The sequence below is a fragment of the Pseudomonas sp. yb_2 genome (assembly GCF_043103905.1).
Classification (GTDB): domain Bacteria; phylum Pseudomonadota; class Gammaproteobacteria; order Pseudomonadales; family Pseudomonadaceae; genus Aquipseudomonas; species Aquipseudomonas alloputida.
The window spans coordinates 1-16,773 of the sequence record NZ_JBICKH010000066.1 but is presented as its reverse complement, the minus strand read 5'-3'; the positions used below and the strand labels follow the sequence as shown (position 1 = coordinate 16,773).

Below are 16,773 nucleotides of genomic sequence, written 5' to 3'. Positions count from 1 at the left end.
AATGACCCAGAAAACCGCGATTGGCGAACTCACCGCCGTCGAACTGCTCGAACTGTACCAGCGCCGCCAGTTGTCACCCGTCGAGGTGGTCGACGATGTGCTGGCGCGCATCGACCTGCATAACCCGGCGGTCAACGCCTACTGCCATGTCGACGGCGAAGGCGCCCGCGCCGCCGCCCGCGCCAGCGAACAGCGCTGGCAGCGCGGCGAGCCCTGTGGCCGACTGGATGGCGTACCCGCCTCGATCAAGGACCTGACCCTGACCCGCGGCATGCCTACCCGCAAGGGCTCGCGTACTACCTCGGGTGCCGGGCCGTGGGAAATCGATGCGCCCTTCAGCGCCTTCATGCGTGAAGCCGGTGCAGTGCTGGTGGGCAAGACCACCACGCCAGAGTTCGGCTGGAAAGGGGTGACCGACAACCCGCTGTACGGCATCACTCGCAACCCGTGGGACACCAGGCTGACTACCGGTGGTTCGTCTGGTGGTGCTGCGGCAGCCGCCGCGCTGAACCTGGGGGTGCTGCATCAGGGCAGCGATGCCGGTGGTTCGATTCGCATCCCTTGCGCCTTCACCGGCACCTTCGGCATCAAACCGACCTTCGGCTATGTGCCGCAATGGCCGGCCAGCGCCATGACCGTGCTGTCGCACCTGGGGCCGATGACGCGTACCGTGGACGACTCGGTGCTGATGCTCGACTGCGTAGCGCGCCCCGATGCCCGCGACGGTTTGGCCGGCGCACCCCGGCAGGCGCCGTGGCTCAGCCAGCAGCAAGATCTGAGCGGCCTACGCATCGCCTACAGCGCCAACTTCGGTTACGTGCAGGTCGACCCACAGATCCAGGCACTGGTGGCGCAAGCGGTGCAGCGCCTGGCGCGGCTGGGTGCGCAGGTAGAGGAAGTGGACCCGGGCTTCAGCGACCCGCTGGAAACCTTCAACACCCTGTGGTTTGCCGGCGCGGCGCGGTTGGCCAGTGCCTTGAGCGATGAGCAGAAAGCGTTGCTTGACCCGGGGCTGCGCTGGATTGCCGAACAAGGTGCACAGATCAGCCTTGGCGAATACACCCAGGCGCTTGAGGCACGGGCAGAATTGATTGCGAAGATGAATGCCTTTCATCAGCGATATGACGTGCTGGTATCGCCGATGCTGCCGTTGGTGGCGTTCGAGGCCGGACACAACGTGCCGCCTGGGTCGGGGATGGCGCAATGGATGGAGTGGACGCCGTTCAGCTATCCGTTCAACCTGACCCAACAGCCGGCGGCCTCGGTGCCCTGCGGGTTCACCCGCGAGGGGTTGCCGGTGGGCCTGCAGGTGGTGGCCGGGCGCTTTGCTGATGAGCAAGTGCTGCGGGTGTGCAAGGTGTATGAGCAGCATTATCCGAGCCGGCACCTGCAAGCACCGATTACTGGCTGAAATCTGTGTTGGCTTCTGCGGCCCTTTTGCGGGTAGACCCGCTCGCGTAGGAGCGGGTTTACCCGCTAAGAGGTCCTCAGCCCAAACGCCCTTCTGGCGCATACGGCGCCGGGTCGATAATCGGCTCGGCCCCTGTCAGCAAATCGGTAAACAGCTGGCACGAAGCCGGCGCCAGCACCAGCCCATTGCGATAATGCCCACAGTTCAGCCACAACCCTTCACGCCCTGGCACAGGCCCAATGTAAGGGATGCCTTCTGGCGACCCCGGCCGCAGTCCAGCCCAGTGCGCCACCATTGTGGCGCCTTCAAGCTCTGGCAACAACTCCACCGCCGATGCCCTCAGGCTTTCCAGCGCATCCCCGGTCGGGGTCTTGTCATACCCGGCGTGTTCCAGCGTGCTCCCCACCAGAATGTGCCCGTCACGTCGCGGGATTGCATAGCGCCCCTTGGCCAGCACCATGCTCGGCAAGAAGTCTTCAGCACACTTGAACAGAATCATCTGGCCCTTCACGGGCTCCACCGGCAGTTCAAGGCCAAGGGTACGCAACAGGTCGCCACTCCAGGCGCCTGCGCTGAGCACAACCTCATCCGCCGCCAGTACGCCATCAGCCGTCTGTACACCAGTCACGCGCCCCTTTTCCTGCACGAAGCCGGTGATCTGGCAGTGTTCGCGCAAGCTCACGTTCGGCAGCGCCAGCAACGCCGCCTTCAGCGACTTGACCAAGCGTGGGTTGCGCACATTGGCCACACCAGCCATGTAGATGGCGTGCTTGAAGCCCGGGCCCAGCACCGGCACCGCATCGTAGGCCGCCGAAATATCCACGGCACTGAGCGGCCGCTGCTCGCGCGCGGCCCAGGCCAACGCTTCGGCCTCGTCGTCCAGGTCGAGCCAGTACAGCCCGGTGGTGTTAACTTCCGGGTCGACACCGGTGCTGGCGAACAGACGCTCGCCCAGCTGTGGATAAAAGTCCTGCGACCAGTGCGCCAGAGCGGTCACTGCGGGGCTGTAGCGCCACGGGTACAACGGCGAGACAATGCCACCGCCAGCCCAGGACGACTCTCGGCCAACCTCCCCCTGATCGCACACCACCACCTGGCCGACCTTGGCTGCCAGGTTGAATGCCGTCAGCAGGCCGATCACCCCGCCGCCAACCACCACTACTTGCTTGCTCATCTGTCGATCCAACACCTGAAGTAAAACCGCGATGCACCGGGCATCATTGAACCTTCAACTTCCCCAACAGTGCGTGCTGTGCTCAACGGCGCCCGGATTGTGCTGCACGCCAGCCTGGTCGAGCTGGAAATCGCCACAGCCATCCTGTGCCATCAGCCCATGCGGTAGCCGCCGGGCGCGCAGCGTGAAGGTGTCACTGTCGCGCTGGGCCTGAAGGCTGTAGTAGCGGGTACCTTCGGGCAAGACCAGGTCGCCCTCGGCGTATTGGCCAGTGCGCACGCGGTGGCGCTCCAGGCGCAGGGCGGCATCATGCAGCAGGCCAACCACTTCGCTGCGCGCGGCTCGCCGAAGCTGGTCGCTGTAACTGGGGTAGGCAATGGCTGCCAGAATGCCGGTCACGGCCAGCACAATCAACAACTCGATCAGGCTCAAGCCTTGCTGCATGTCAGTCTCCTCGCAATCTTTGTCGCCAGGTGATGCGTTGGGTTTGATTGCCGGCCACGGCGTAGACCGCTTCCAGCACATGCCGTGAGCGGCTTTGCTTGCTGACGGCGGTAATCCGGAACAGGCTAACCGGCTGCCCTTCGGGCATGTGCGCGGCACGTTCGCTGACACCCAGGTTCTGCAGCTGGAAAAAGCCGGTCTGGGTACTTTGCCACTGCCCAATCAGATCGTGCGGCCTGGGCGGTGGCAGGCACGCGTTACAAACGTCAGGGGGCGCCCGTTCAAGTTCGCGTACCCCGGCCAGCAAAGTGGCCTCAGCCTCCTCCAGCGCCATCAGGCCATCGCTCAGGTAGGCGGTCATTCGCGTTTCCACCAGCGCGTCGCGCAGGGCAGATGTGGCAAGCAGGCCCAGCAGGACGCTCAGGACCAAGGCCAGTAGAAGAACCACGCCACGCTGGTGAGTCATGAAGCGGGGACCGGGTTGCGGATTGCGACGCTCAACTCATGGCGCTGCTGAACCTTGAGCGTGGGTTCGTAGAGTGTCAGGCTGATATCCACCCGTTCTCCCCCCACCATCTGCACACGCTCCACACGCATCGCCTGCACATTATCAACCAACGGTTGAAATTTGCTGTTTCCGCGTTTGAACCTCAGCTTATCGTCCTGGAGCTGGTAGACATACCTGCTGACCGGGTACACCAGTAGGTCCCCAGCCTTGCGTGCTGCATCGACAGACACTTCGGTCAGGCAATTGGTGTGCAGAAACCAGTCAGGTCGGCCAGCTTGCCCAGGCAACTCCGCCACGATCAGGCTGAGGGTGGACGCTTCGATCACCAGGGGGCGAGCGAAGACCTGCTGTAATGCCGGGTCATCGAAATCGGAAGGTTTCAGGCGCAAACAGCCAAACATGCCGGCCATGCGAATATCCTGGGCCATGCGCAGCAACGCCTGCCGCGCCTCATCCTGCATGCGCAGCGCAGTACTTTGCAGGCGCCAGGCCTGTTGAGCCGATGCAAAGAGCTGACTGGCGGCCGCCAACAGCATCAACCCGATAGTCAGCGCCAACATCAGCTCAACCAAACCAAAACCACGTTGGCCGCGCCTCATCGACGCCCCCGTTCATGCTCGCTGTGCGCCGCCATTGCCGCCTGCCCATTGCGCCGCGCACTGTCCACAGCCTGCAATGCCTGCAATTGCAGCCCCGCTGCGGCGAACATACCCACAGCCACGACCACAACCGCCAACAACACTTCCAGAAGCGTCATGCCCCCTTGCCTTGCGTGCATCCCTGCACCTCCTGCGACTTTTCCCGTCATTGCTTTCAACTTGGGCGACTGGACCTCTTGTCCAACCGCCAGGAAGCTATAGCCAAGCACGTCCAGGGAGGAATGCACGGTGAAGCAACGCGGCGTAACACTGATACAAATGTTGTCGGCCTTGGCCGTGGCGGTCTTGCTGACCCAGCTGGGCATGCCGGCCTACGCCAGAATGAGCGATGACCTGCACCGGGCGGCGGCTGCCCGTGATCTGGCGCAGGCGCTGCGCAGTGCACGCAGCCATGCGCTGTTGCAGGGTCAGCCGGTGCTGGTGCTGGCGCTGGACGGTAATTGGGGGAATGGGTGGCGGGTCGTGCTGGAGCATAACCGGCAGGTGCTGCGCGAACAGCGCCTTTCAAAGCCGCTGAAAATAACCAGCAATCGCGGTGAGCAGTTCAAATTCAGTGCGCTGGGCGTGCCCATGACGTCGGGCAACAGCTGGTTGGGCGCAAAACTGGAAATGTGCGAACGCGCCGCTGCTCGCAGCCGATATCAGGTGGTGCTGGCATCAAGCGGCAGAGTCAGGTTGCTTACGGAGGACCTGAGCAATGACCGCTGCTAGCGCGGTCATTGCAGGAGCGGTCTTGTGTCGCGCAAGGGCTGCAAAGCAGCCCCTGCATTGGCGGCGGTACTGCCCGTCAGATCAGCGAGCGAACCCGCAGCTCTTTGGGCATTGAAAAGGTGATGTTCTCTTCGCGCCCGTCCAGCTCTTCAGCGCCAGTGGCGCCCCAGGCCTTGAGCTGTTCGATCACGCCACGCACCAGCACTTCGGGCGCAGAAGCACCGGCGGTGATGCCGATGCGCGCGGCCTGGTCAAACCAGCCGCGTTGCAGGTCCTCGGCACCGTCGATCAGGTAGGCCGGGGTGCCCATGCGCTCAGCCAGCTCACGCAAACGGTTGGAGTTGGAACTGTTCGGGCTGCCGACCACCAGCACCACGTCGCTCTCGCCGGCCAGTTGCTTGACGGCATCCTGGCGGTTCTGGGTGGCGTAGCAGATGTCGTCCTTGCGCGGGCCGCCGATGTTCGGGAAGCGCGCACGCAGCGCATCGATGACGCGGCTGGTGTCGTCCATCGACAGTGTTGTCTGGGTGACGAAAGCCAGGTGGTCCGGGTCGCGCACCTGCAGGTTGGCCACATCTTCCTCGTCTTCGACAAGGTAGATGGCGCCACCGTTGCTGGCATCGTACTGGCCCATGGTGCCTTCGACTTCCGGGTGCCCTTCGTGGCCGATGAGAATGCACTCACGGCCATCGCGGCTGTACTTGGCCACTTCGATGTGAACCTTGGTCACCAGCGGGCAAGTGGCATCGAACACTTTCAGGCCACGGCCAGCAGCTTCCTGCCGCACGGCCTGGGAAACACCGTGGGCACTGAAGATGACGATGACATCGTCCGGCACCTGGTCCAGCTCTTCGACAAAGATGGCGCCGCGGTTACGCAAGTCTTCCACCACGAACTTGTTGTGCACCACTTCGTGGCGCACATAGATCGGCGGGCCGAAGACTTCCAGCGCGCGGTTGACGATCTCGATCGCCCGGTCGACCCCGGCGCAGAAGCCGCGAGGGTTGGCGAGTTTGATTTGCATGCTCGGCTCCAGGCTTACAGGGCCTTCACCTCGAGGATCTCCACCTCGAAGGTCAGGGTCTTGCCAGCCAGTGGGTGATTGAAGTCGATGGTGACCTGGTCGTCATCGAACGCTTTGACCACACCCGGCAGCTCGGTGTTGGCGGCGTCGTTGAAGATGATCAGCAGCCCTTCGGACAACTCCATGCCTTCGAAGTTGGACCTCGGCATGACCTGCACGTTCTGCGGGTTAGGCTGGCCGAACGCGTTCTCCGGGGCCACTGCCACGGTGCGCTTGTCACCGGCCTTGAAGCCGAACAGGGCGTTTTCAAAGCCCGGCAGCAGGTTGCCATCACCCACTTTGAAAGTAGCCGGGGCCTTATCGAACGTGCTGTCGACGGTGTCGCCGTTTTCCAGGTGCAGCGCGAAGTGCAGGGTGACTTCGGTGTTCTGGCCGATACGGGTGTCAGTCATGGACCGGATCCTCGGACTTCTTGCTCTTGAACATATCCAGCGCCAGCATCACCGCACCAACGGTGATGGCGCTGTCGGCCACGTTGAAGGCCGGGAAGTAATGGCGGTTCTGCCAGTGCACCAGGATGAAGTCGACCACATGGCCCAGCACGATGCGGTCGTACAGGTTGCCAATCGCCCCACCCAGCACCAGCGCCAGCGCCACGGCCAGCCAGGTCTCGTTGCGCCCCAGGCGCTTGAGCCAGACGACCAGTACCGCGCTGACCACCACGGCGATCAGGGCGAACAACCAGCGCTGCCAACCCGCTCCGTCAGCCAGGAAGCTGAACGCGGCACCGGTGTTGTAGGCCAGGGTCCAGCTGAAGTAGTCAGGAATGACCACGATCTGCTGGTACATGGTCAGGGCGTTGTTGAAGTACAGCTTGGTGGCCTGGTCGATGACCAGGACCAGCAAGCTCAGCCACAGCCATGCAAGGCGCCCGAAGCGCCCCGCTGCAGGGTTAGGCATAGTGGCGCACCTCACCCGAGCCGGTCAGGTTGTCGACGCAACGGCCGCAGATTTCCGGGTGCTCCGGATGGCTGCCGACGTCGGCGCGGAAGTGCCAGCAACGGCCGCACTTGGTGTGGCCGGACTTGACCACTTGCAGCTTGAGGCCTTCGACTTCGGTGGCTACCGCTTCGGCCGGCGCCTGTGCGAACGGCACCACGCTGGCGGCCGAGGTGATCAGCACGAAGCGCAACTCGTCACCCAGCTTGCCCAGGTCGGCACTCAGGCCTTCGTCGGCGTACAGGGTCACTTCGGCTTGCAGGTTGCCGCCGATGACCTTGGCGGTGCGCTGGTTTTCCAGCTCCTTGTTGACCGATGCCTTCACTGCCATCACGCGGTCCCAGTAGGCGCGGTCCAACTCGGTGCCTTCCGGCAGCTCGCTCAGGCCTTGGTACCAGCCGTTGAGCATTACCGACTCGTTGCGCTCGCCCGGCAGGTACTGCCAGATTTCGTCGGCGGTGAATGCCAGGATCGGCGCGATCCAGCGCACCAGCGCCTCGCTGATGTGGTACAGCGCAGTCTGGCAGGAACGGCGGGCGACACTGTTGGCGCCGGTGGTGTACTGGCGGTCCTTGATGATGTCGAGATAGAAGCCGCCCAGCTCCTGTACGCAGAAGTTGTGCACCTTGGAGTAGACGTTCCAGAAACGGTACTCGCTGTAGTGCTCTTCCAGTTCGCGTTGCAGCAGCAGGGTACGGTCCACGGCCCAGCGGTCCAGCGCCAGCATGTCTTCCGGTGCCAGCAGGTCGCGGGCCGGGTCGAAGCCGGACAGGTTGGACAGCAGGAAGCGGGCGGTATTGCGGATACGCCGGTAGGCGTCGGCACTGCGCTGCAGGATCTGCTCGGAAACGGCCATTTCACCGGAATAGTCGGTGGCCGAAACCCACAGGCGCAGGATATCGGCACCCAGGGTGTTGTTGACCTTCTCCGGTTCGATGGTGTTGCCCAGCGACTTGGACATCTTGCGGCCGTTCTCGTCCACGGTGAAGCCGTGGGTCAACAGCTCGCGGTATGGCGCATGGTTATCGATGGCGCAACCGGTCAGCAAGGACGAGTGGAACCAGCCGCGGTGCTGGTCGGAACCTTCCAGGTACAGGTCAGCGCGCGGGCCGGTGGCGTGGCCGATGTCGTGCGAGCCACGCAGTACGTGCCAGTGAGTGGTGCCCGAGTCGAACCACACGTCGAGGGTGTCGGCGATCTTGTCGTACTGGTCGGCTTCAGCGCCCAGCAGTTCGGCGGCGTCCAGCTTGAACCAGGCCTCGATGCCTTGCTGCTCGACACGCTTGGCCACTTCTTCCATCAGTTCGACAGTGCGCGGATGCAGATCGCCGGTCTGCTTGTGCAGGAAGAACGGGATCGGCACACCCCAGTTGCGCTGACGCGAGATGCACCAGTCCGGGCGGTTGGCGATCATCGCGTGCAGGCGCGCCTGGCCCCAGGCCGGGACGAACTTGGTGTCTTCGATGGCTTTCAGCGCACGCTCACGCAGCGGCTCGCCGGTGCTCGGCTGCTTGTCCATGCCCACGAACCACTGCGCGGTGGCGCGGTAGATCAGCGGGGTCTTGTGGCGCCAGCAGTGCATGTAGCTGTGGCTGATGGTTTCGGTGTGCATCAGCGCACCGACTTCGCTCAGCTTCTCGACGATGGCCGGGTTGGCCTTCCAGATGAACTGGCCGCCGAAGAATGGCAGCGAGTCGACATACACGCCGTTGCTCTGCACCGGGGTAAGGATGTCGTCGTTGACCATGCCGTAGCGCTTGCAGGTGACGAAGTCGTCTTCACCGTAGGCTGGCGAGGAATGCACCACGCCGGTACCGGCGCCCAGCTCGACGTAGTCGGCCAGGTAGATTGGCGACAGGCGATCGTAGAACGGATGACGGAAGTTGATCAGCTCCAGCGCCGAACCTTGGGCGGTGGCAACGACCGAACCTTCCAGGTTGTAGCGCTTCAGGCACGACTCGACCAGCTCTTCAGCCAGCACCAGCAGGCGTTCGCCGGTGTCGACCAGGGCGTACTTGAATTCCGGGTGGATGTTCAGGGCCTGGTTGGCCGGGATGGTCCACGGGGTGGTGGTCCAGATCACGATGGCGGCCGGCTTGGCCAGAGAGGCCAGGCCGAAGGCGGCGGCCAGCTTGGCTTCATCGGCAACCGGGAAGGCCACGTCGATGGTCTGCGACTTCTTGTCGGCGTACTCGACTTCCGCTTCAGCCAGCGCCGAACCGCAATCAAAGCACCAGTTCACCGGCTTCAGGCCCTTGAACACGAAGCCTTGCTTGACCATCTCGGCCAGGGCGCGGATTTCACCGGCCTCGTTGGCGAAATTCATGGTCTTGTATGGGTTGTCCCAGTCACCCAGCACGCCCAGGCGGATGAACTCGGTCTTCTGCCCTTCGATCTGCTCGGCAGCGTACTCGCGGCACAGCTCGCGGGTACGGTCGGCGGAGAGGTGCTTGCCGTGGGTAACCTCGACCTTGTGCTCGATCGGCAGGCCGTGGCAGTCCCAACCTGGCACGTACGGCGCATCGAAGCCGGCCAGGGTCTTGGAACGGACGATCATGTCCTTGAGGATCTTGTTCAGCGCATGACCGATGTGAATCTTGCCGTTGGCATAGGGCGGGCCGTCGTGCAGGACGAACTTGGGACGATCCTTGCCAATTTCGCGCAGCTTCTGGTACAGGCCAATGCTGTCCCAGCGCTGCAGGATCTGCGGTTCGCGCTGAGGCAGGCCGGCCTTCATGGGGAAGGCGGTGTCCGGAAGGTTAAGCGTGGCTTTGTAGTCGGTCATTTCAGGCTCTTCGTTAGCGGTTGAGCGTGCCAATGTGCACGTGCGGCGGCGATATCCGCATCGATCGCCGACTTCAGCGCCTCCAGGGAGGCGAATCGCTGCTCTTCACGCAGCTTGTGGTGGAACTCCACCGTCAGGCGCCGGCCGTAAAGATCGCCGGCAAAGTCCAGAAGATGAATCTCCAGGTGCGGGCGCCCATCACCGGCAACGGTGGGGCGCACGCCGATATTGCCGACACCCGGCCAAGCTTTGCCGTCGATCACGATGCTGGCCAGGTATACCCCGGACAGCGGCACGCGGCGGCGCTTGAGCTGGATGTTGGCGGTTGGTGTGCCGAGCTGGCGGGCCAGCTTCTGGCCGTGCAGCACGCGGCCTGTAATGCGGTACGGGCGGCCCAGCAGGTGTTCGGCCAGTTCGAAGTCGCCCTCGGACAAGGCCTTGCGCACTTCGGTGCTGCTGACCCGCAGGCCGTCCTGGATGACCGTGTTGGCGGCCTCGACGGTAAAGCCGTACGCGTTGCCGGCCTCGACCAGGAAAGCGAAGTCGCCAGCGCGGTCGCAGCCGAAGCGGAAGTCATCGCCCACTTCGAGATGACGCACGCCCAGGCCGTCGACCAGGATGGCCTTGACGAAGGCATCGGCACTGAGCTTGCTCAGACGCTGGTTGAACGCCAGGCACAGCACCCGGTCGATGCCTTCGGTCGCCAGCAGCTCGATCTTGTCGCGCAGCCGGGCCAGACGTGCCGGCGCGGTATCGGGTGCGAAGTACTCGCGTGGTTGCGGTTCGAAGATCACCACGCAGGTCGGCAGGCCCAAGGCCTGACCGCGCTCGCGCAGGCGCGCCAGGATTGCCTGGTGGCCGCGGTGAACCCCGTCGAAGTTGCCAATGGTGGCGACACAGCCCCGGTGCTCGGGGCGCAGGTTGTGAAGACCTCGAACCAGCTGCATAACGCGCTTCTTGCTCATAAAGTGGCCGATTATAACCACACCCGGGCGCTGGTGACAGGCAGCAGCGCCCAAGGGCGGCGTGGAATGCGAAAAACCGACGCCTGACCCGCCAAAAGCCTCAGTGCAAGGCCTTGCGAGCGAAATGCCGGGGCCGGAAGCCACACAGGTACAGGCAGCCAAAATACGTCACGACGCCCGCCAGGATCAGCGCCCCAAGCCGCAGGAAGCGCTCAAGCATGATGCCCTGCTCCCAGGCCGGCATATAGTGCATGCCCGCCAGCAGTACCGCCGACATCAGCGTCACCGCCAACACAAGCTTGAGCAGGAACACTGCCCAGCCAGGCTGAGGCTCGAACAGCTGCTGACTGCGCAGCTTCCAGAACAGCAAACCGGCATTCAGGCAGGCACCGAGGCTGATCGCCAATGCCAGGCCGGCATGTGCAAGCGGGCCGACCAGGGCAAGGTTGAACAGCTGAGTGCAGACCAGGGTGAAGACCGCGATCTTTACCGGCGTGCGGATATTCTGCTGCGCGTAGAAGCCAGGTGCCAGTACCTTGATCAGAATGATCGCCAGCAAGCCCACGGAATAGGCGATCAACGCTCGCTGGGTCATCGCCGCATCAAACGCGCTGAACTTGCCATATTGAAACAAAGCAACGGTCAGCGGTTCGGCAAGAATGGCCAACGCCAGGGTGCAGGGCAGTACCAGCAGGAAGCACAGGCGCAGGCCCCAGTCGAGAATTCGCGAGTACTCCTCGCGGTCCTTGTTGGCGTAGGTCTTGGCCAGTGTCGGCAGCAGGATAGTGCCCAGGGCAACGCCCAGCACACCGGAAGGCAGCTCCATGAGGCGGTCGGCGTAGTACATCCACGACACCGAGCCGGCCACCAGGAAGGAAGCGAAGATGGTGTTGATGATCAGCGAGATCTGGCTCACCGACACCCCCAGGATCGCCGGCAGCATCTGTTTCAGTACCCGCCACACTCCCGCGTCCTTGAGGTTCAGGCGCGGCAACACGAGCATGCCGATCTTCTTCAGCGCTGGCAGCTGGTACAGCAACTGCGCCAGGCCACCCGCCAGCACGCCCCAGGCCAACGCCATGATTGGCGGGTTGAAGTACGGCGTCAGCAACACGGCGAAGGCGATCATCGCCACGTTCAGCAAGGTAGGCGTGAAGGCCGGCACCGAAAAGCGGTTCCAGGTATTGAGGATCGCTCCGGCCAGGGAAGACAGCGAGATCAGGAATATATAAGGAAACGTCACCCGCAACAGGTCGGTGGTCAGCGCGTATTTTTCGGTGCTGTCGACAAAACCCGGGGCCGTGGCCCACACCACCCACGGTGCAGCGAGGATGCCGATGGCGGTCACCAGGGCCAGCACCAGGGTCAGAAGGCCGCTGACATAGGCAATGAAGGTGCGCGTCGCCTCCTCGCCCTGCTGGGTCTTGTACTCGGCCAGAATCGGCACGAAGGCCTGGGAGAATGCGCCTTCGGCGAAGATGCGCCGCAACAGGTTGGGCAGTTTGAACGCGATGAAGAAGGCATCGGTAGCGACACCAGCACCAAAGATGCGGGCCAGGATGGTGTCGCGAACAAAGCCCAGCACCCGCGAAATCATGGTGATCGAGCTTACTGCAGCCAGGGATTTGAGCAGGTTCATCGAAAAGATTCACGCCAATGACAGAGGACGCTGCCAGACAGCGTCCGAATGTGCGATACTCCCGCGCCTTCGCAGGGGAGCCAAAAATTCCCGAGTGTACAGGTCGCGCAGCATAAAGGAATCTTTCCCGCTTGTTGGCGCACCGCTCGGCGGAACCTTGCAGGTGGCCTTGACATCCGCTCGACTGATCGGCATGATTCGCGGCCTATTTTGTTTGCTATTTACCTAAAGTCTTTCGAGGAGCTCGACGGTGGCCAACACACCTTCCGCCAAGAAACGTGCAAAACAGGCTGAGAAGCGTCGCAGCCACAACGCCAGCCTGCGTTCCATGGTCCGCACCTACATCAAGAATGTAGTTAAAGCCATCGACGCAAAAGACGCCGAAAAAGCGCAAGCCGCTTACGTTCTGGCTGTACCTGTAATCGACCGTATGGCCGACAAGGGTATCATCCACAAGAACAAGGCTGCTCGTCACAAAGGCCGTCTGAATGGCCACATCAAGGCGCTGAAAGAAGCTGCAGCTGCCTAAGCGACGCGCTAGTCGAAAAACCGACCCTAGGGTCGGTTTTTTGTTGCCTGCGATTTATGCTTGCGGGCCCAGTTCCATGCGGGACTCGATCTGTGGGAGCGGCCTTGTGTCGCGATAGGGCTGCGGGGCAGCCCCGGCAATCTCACTTTCTGCGCTGAGACCGAGGGGCCGCTACGCGCCCCTTTCGCGACGCAAGGCCGCTCCCACAAAAAAGCAGGGCCGCGCTTGGCGGCCCTACTTTTACATCACTTGGCGATCTGAATCTTCGGTGCCCACTGCAGCCATTCATCCTCGGCCTTTTCGAACAAGGCAAAGGTCTGCTGCGGCCGCGCCGGGTTACCCATCTGCTCGCCATCTGGCGTTGCGAAGGCGATACCGCCATCGATCAGGGTTTCCACCGACTCGGTACGCACTGTAGCGCCCTTGAACAGACCCCAGTCGAAACCGAAACCACTGCTGTTCCAGAAGCGGCTACCGCTGCGCACCAAGGCGGCATAGCGCGGCTCGATGAGGATATGAATCAGCACGCGGTCAGCGCTCTGGCCCAGCTCGAAGCCTGTCACCTTGCCCACCGTAACCTCACGATAGGTAACCGGCACACCCGGCTTGATCGAGCCGCGGCGTGGCGCACTGAGCGTCAATGGCAGGCCGACCTCTGGCCCTGCTACCTCCGGTGCCTCGGTTAGGGCGATGAAATCGCGCTGTGGTCCACGGTTCTTGGCTGCTGGCTGCACTTCCAGGTACTGCCCACCTATCAAGGTGTCCAGGTTTTCAGTGCGCACCAAGCCAAGGGCCGGCTTGACCACCCAGAACTGCGTACCGGCACGGGCAATGCGATCCGCCGATTCGGTAATGCGCGCCCTTAGCAGCACCGCCTGCAGGTCATCGGTGAGGTCGACGCTCTCGATGCTGCCCACATCCAGGCCGCGGAAGCGGATGGCCGTGCCCGGTTTCAGGCCATCGGCACGCTCTACACGGATGGTGATCAACGTACCCGCACGGTTCACCGCTTCCTGGCTGTCATGCAGGCGGAAGCGTGGAATGTGCCGTTTCAGCGGTACATCGGGCCGTGGCGTATCGAACGCAATACCGCCGGCCATCAGTGTTTGCAGCGACTCACTCTTGATCTTGATGCCCGACAGGCCGCCGGTCAGGGTGATCCCACTGACGTTCCAGAAGCGCGACGAACCATTGACCAGCTTCTCGTACTCCTTCTCGATATGCACACCGATCAGGATGCGGTTGCTGTTACGGGCGAACTGATAGCTCTGCACGCTACCCACCTTCACCTGGCGGTACGTCACCGGGCTGCCGATTTCCAGCGAACCCAAGGTGTCGGCGAACAACACCATGTGCAGGCCCGGCGCTTTGAGGTCGAGCGGCGGCGCCTTGGCACGCGCCTCGAACTCACGCTCTGGCCGTGCGCCCTTCTCACCAGGACGAATGGCAATGTAGTTACCTTTGACCAAGGCTTCCAGGCCAGTGATTCCCGCCAGGGAAATCGACGGTTTGACTACCCAGAACTGTGTCCCGTCTACCAGGTAGTCCTCGGTCAGTGGGTCGAGTGTCAGCTCGGCCGAAGCGCTGGCCAGGTTGTCTTCCATCTTCAGGGCTTTCAGCGAACCCACCTGGATGCCCTTGTACATGACCGGCGTGCGACCCGCCTGCAGGCCTTCATAATCGCTCAGCTTCACTTTTACCCGGATACCCGCCTGGGCGGCATCGAAGTCCTCGTACAGGCGGAACGGCAGGCTCGGGTCGGTGGGAGGGCTGTCCTTGCGGTACTCCGGCGTGGCGAAGGCAATACCACCCGCCACAATGCTCGACAACGACTCACTGCGCACCTTCACACCCGAAAGCGAAGCATCGATGCTGACACCGCTGGCGTTCCAGAAACGCGTGTGCTTGCGCACCAGGCTGGCGTAGGCCGGCTCGATGAAGACTTTCACCTCTACGGTGCTCTGGTCCTCGGACAGGCGGTAGCTTTTCACCCGGCCTACCTGAATCTGCTTGTAGAACACCGGGCTGTCACGGTTGAGCGAGCCCAGCCTGTCGGCCTTGAGGGTCAGGTGCAGGCCTGGTTCAGAATCCGAGAGCGGTGGCGCCACCTTCAATGCCACAAAGCGTTTGGTACGTTCCCCCTCTCCCGGGCTAACGGCGATGTAGTTACCCGACACCAGTGTTTCAAGGCCAGATATACCGGCCAGGCTGACACTCGGCTTCACCAGCCAGAAACGCGTGCCTTTGGTTAGATGGGGCTCGGCAGCCTTGTTCATCTCGATGGTAGCGATCACCCCCTGCGTGTCGCCCTTGGCGTCGAGCACCAGGCTTTTCACCTTGCCAACCGGCATGCCTTTGTAGATGACCTCGGTCTTGTTGGCGACGATACCCTCTCCCGACTCGAAGCGGACTTCAATTTCCACACCAGCGTCGCGGTAGGCCTGCCACGCGAGCCAGCCACCGATCATCAGCGCAATCAAAGGCAGGATCCAGATGGCCGACCAGTTCGAGGCTGGGCGGGTTTTAGCCGTTGGCAGGTCACTCATGGTCGTCCTCCGACTCCGTGTTATCCCAAATCAGTCGGGGATCGAAAGTTAAAGCGGCAAGCATTGTCAGGATCACCACAGTTGCGAAGGCGACAGCGCCCAGGTTGGCTTCGACACTGGCTATTCGGCCAAAATTCACCACTGCCACCAGGATGGCAATGACGAAGATGTCCAGCATGGACCAGCGCCCAATGAATTCGATGAAGCGGTACATCAATATCCGCTGCCGGGCCGAAAGCGGCTGCCGCCGCTGAACGGAGTACAACAGCAAGCCGATGCCCACCAGCTTGAACGTGGGGACCAGGATACTGGCAATGAACACCACAGCCGCAATGGGCACCATGCCGTGCTTGAGCAGGGTGATGACACCGGACATGATGGTGTCCGGGCTACCCTGACCGAGGGTACTCACGGTCATGATCGGCAGTATGTTGGCCGGGATGTAGAGGATCGACGCCGCAATCAGCAACGCCCAGGTGCGCACGATACTGTTCGGCCGGCGTGCATGCACGATAGCGCCGCAACGTGTGCAGGTTTGCGAAGTGCTGTCTGGCTCCTGCCTGTTCAGCTCGTGACACTCATTGCAGACAACAATGCCTGCGTCAATCGCCCGCATGCAGGTCCTCCCCCGATAGCGCACTCCAGATCTGGTGGGGCGACATCACCACTTCGAGCCACACCTGGATCAATAGCAGACTGATGAAACAGAACAGCCCAAGGCCCACGGTCAGTTCGGCCAGGTCCACCAGTTTGACGATGGCCACCAGCACCCCCATGAAATAGACCTCGAGCATGCCCCAGTCACGCAGGTGGTGATAGATGCGGTAGAAGACCAGGCCGTAGTCACGCCCGAAGTTCAAGCGGATGCTCAACAGCACGGCCAGCTGACAGAGCAGCTTCGCCAGCGGAATGACCATGCTACAGAGCAGTACCACTACGGCAACACCGCGCATTCCCGAGTTGTACAGGCCTAGCACGCCACTCCAGACCGTATCGTCCGAAGTCTGGCCAAGCAGGTGCAACTGCATGATCGGCAGGAAATTGGCCGGCACGAACAGCAAAAGGGCCGTCAGCACCAAGGCCAGGCTGCGATTGACCACATTGTGCCGGTGGGCATAGAGCTCGTAGCCGCAGCGCGGGCATTGGGCTTTCTCATCATGCTGCAGCACGGGCTTGCGCAGCAGCAGGTCGCATTCATGGCAGGCGACAAGCTCGTCCAACGGCAGCTGGGCCAGGGTTTCAGGTTCGACAGAATTGGACATAGAGCGCTTCTGTATAGGTGCGTGGGGCTATTCTAGTGTTCTGACTCGAATTATGGGAGGCGACGCTGTCCTGAAGAGTGTGCGGGGGTGCGCCCCTGCCTGGCGTTGCACCCATCC

At 62.4% G+C, this 16,773-nt stretch carries 17 protein-coding genes; 3 read left to right on the top strand and 14 right to left on the bottom strand.

The window, feature by feature from the left end; genetic code table 11:
• Position 1 precedes the first annotated feature (1 nt).
• Positions 2 to 1,411: an amidase gene (locus ACF8FB_RS16195; RefSeq protein ID WP_392511559.1), complete on the top strand. Its 1,410-nt coding sequence runs from the start codon at positions 2 to 4 to the stop codon at positions 1,409 to 1,411.
• A 76-nt stretch (positions 1,412 to 1,487) separates the two neighbouring features.
• Here the strand turns inward: ACF8FB_RS16195 and thiO are convergent, their stop codons facing one another.
• From thiO to ACF8FB_RS16170, 5 genes are read right to left on the bottom strand one after another with little or no spacing between them, the layout of a single operon-like run.
• On the bottom strand, positions 1,488 to 2,585 hold the full coding sequence (gene thiO / locus ACF8FB_RS16190) for a glycine oxidase ThiO (RefSeq protein WP_392511558.1): 1,098 nt from the start codon (positions 2,583 to 2,585) through the stop codon (positions 1,488 to 1,490).
• 54 nt (positions 2,586 to 2,639) lie between these two features.
• Positions 2,640 to 3,029, bottom strand: a complete 390-nt coding sequence (locus ACF8FB_RS16185; protein WP_010951877.1) for a type IV pilin protein — start codon at positions 3,027 to 3,029, stop codon at positions 2,640 to 2,642.
• Between the two features lies 1 nt (position 3,030).
• Positions 3,031 to 3,495, bottom strand: a complete 465-nt coding sequence (locus ACF8FB_RS16180; RefSeq protein ID WP_392511557.1) for a hypothetical protein — start codon at positions 3,493 to 3,495, stop codon at positions 3,031 to 3,033.
• Complete coding sequence (locus ACF8FB_RS16175; protein ID WP_392510271.1) at positions 3,492 to 4,136, bottom strand: PilW family protein; 645 nt, start codon at positions 4,134 to 4,136, stop codon at positions 3,492 to 3,494. The genes ACF8FB_RS16180 and ACF8FB_RS16175 overlap by 4 nt, the downstream gene beginning before the upstream one ends.
• A complete protein-coding gene (locus tag ACF8FB_RS16170; protein WP_049588116.1) occupies positions 4,133 to 4,315 on the bottom strand; it encodes a prepilin-type N-terminal cleavage/methylation domain-containing protein in 183 nt (60 codons plus the stop codon). The genes ACF8FB_RS16175 and ACF8FB_RS16170 overlap by 4 nt, the downstream gene beginning before the upstream one ends.
• A 109-nt stretch (positions 4,316 to 4,424) precedes the next feature.
• On the opposite strand from ACF8FB_RS16170, the gene ACF8FB_RS16165 reads away from it, so the two are divergent.
• Entirely contained in the window at positions 4,425 to 4,907 is a 483-nt protein-coding gene (locus ACF8FB_RS16165) for a GspH/FimT family protein (protein WP_010951873.1), read from the top strand.
• Between the two features lie 76 nt (positions 4,908 to 4,983).
• Here ACF8FB_RS16165 and ispH read toward each other — a convergent pair whose 3' ends face one another.
• The 6 genes from ispH to murJ all read right to left on the bottom strand — a co-directional run bounded on the left by ispH (position 4,984) and on the right by murJ (position 12,319).
• Positions 4,984 to 5,931, bottom strand: coding sequence for a 4-hydroxy-3-methylbut-2-enyl diphosphate reductase (gene ispH / locus ACF8FB_RS16160; RefSeq protein WP_010951872.1), 948 nt, complete (start codon positions 5,929 to 5,931; stop codon positions 4,984 to 4,986).
• A 14-nt stretch (positions 5,932 to 5,945) separates the two neighbouring features.
• Complete coding sequence (gene fkpB / locus ACF8FB_RS16155; RefSeq protein WP_010951871.1) at positions 5,946 to 6,383, bottom strand: FKBP-type peptidyl-prolyl cis-trans isomerase; 438 nt, start codon at positions 6,381 to 6,383, stop codon at positions 5,946 to 5,948.
• Complete coding sequence (lspA, locus tag ACF8FB_RS16150) at positions 6,376 to 6,891, bottom strand: signal peptidase II (protein WP_003247609.1); 516 nt, start codon at positions 6,889 to 6,891, stop codon at positions 6,376 to 6,378. Before lspA ends, fkpB begins: the two co-directional genes overlap by 8 nt.
• Positions 6,884 to 9,715, bottom strand: coding sequence for an isoleucine--tRNA ligase (gene ileS / locus ACF8FB_RS16145; protein WP_392511556.1), 2,832 nt, complete (start codon positions 9,713 to 9,715; stop codon positions 6,884 to 6,886). The genes lspA and ileS overlap by 8 nt, the downstream gene beginning before the upstream one ends.
• Positions 9,712 to 10,662, bottom strand: a complete 951-nt coding sequence (gene ribF / locus ACF8FB_RS16140) for a bifunctional riboflavin kinase/FAD synthetase (protein WP_010951868.1) — start codon at positions 10,660 to 10,662, stop codon at positions 9,712 to 9,714. Before ribF ends, ileS begins: the two co-directional genes overlap by 4 nt.
• Positions 10,663 to 10,780: 118 nt before the next feature.
• Entirely contained in the window at positions 10,781 to 12,319 is a 1,539-nt protein-coding gene (murJ, locus tag ACF8FB_RS16135; protein WP_004577288.1) for a murein biosynthesis integral membrane protein MurJ, read from the bottom strand.
• Positions 12,320 to 12,569: 250 nt separating this feature from the next.
• Between murJ and rpsT the strand changes: the two genes are divergently transcribed.
• Positions 12,570 to 12,848, top strand: coding sequence for a 30S ribosomal protein S20 (rpsT, locus tag ACF8FB_RS16130; RefSeq protein WP_003247625.1), 279 nt, complete (start codon positions 12,570 to 12,572; stop codon positions 12,846 to 12,848).
• Positions 12,849 to 13,093: 245 nt separating this feature from the next.
• On the opposite strand, the gene ACF8FB_RS16125 is transcribed toward rpsT, so the two are convergent.
• The 3 genes from ACF8FB_RS16125 to ACF8FB_RS16115 are packed head-to-tail and all read right to left on the bottom strand — an operon-like array spanning position 13,094 to position 16,656.
• Entirely contained in the window at positions 13,094 to 15,394 is a 2,301-nt protein-coding gene (locus tag ACF8FB_RS16125; protein WP_392510274.1) for an MlaD family protein, read from the bottom strand.
• On the bottom strand, positions 15,387 to 16,010 hold the full coding sequence (locus tag ACF8FB_RS16120) for a paraquat-inducible protein A (protein WP_049588113.1): 624 nt from the start codon (positions 16,008 to 16,010) through the stop codon (positions 15,387 to 15,389). The genes ACF8FB_RS16125 and ACF8FB_RS16120 overlap by 8 nt, the downstream gene beginning before the upstream one ends.
• Entirely contained in the window at positions 15,997 to 16,656 is a 660-nt protein-coding gene (locus tag ACF8FB_RS16115) for a paraquat-inducible protein A (RefSeq protein ID WP_020190949.1), read from the bottom strand. The genes ACF8FB_RS16120 and ACF8FB_RS16115 overlap by 14 nt, the downstream gene beginning before the upstream one ends.
• Positions 16,657 to 16,773 lie beyond the last annotated feature (117 nt).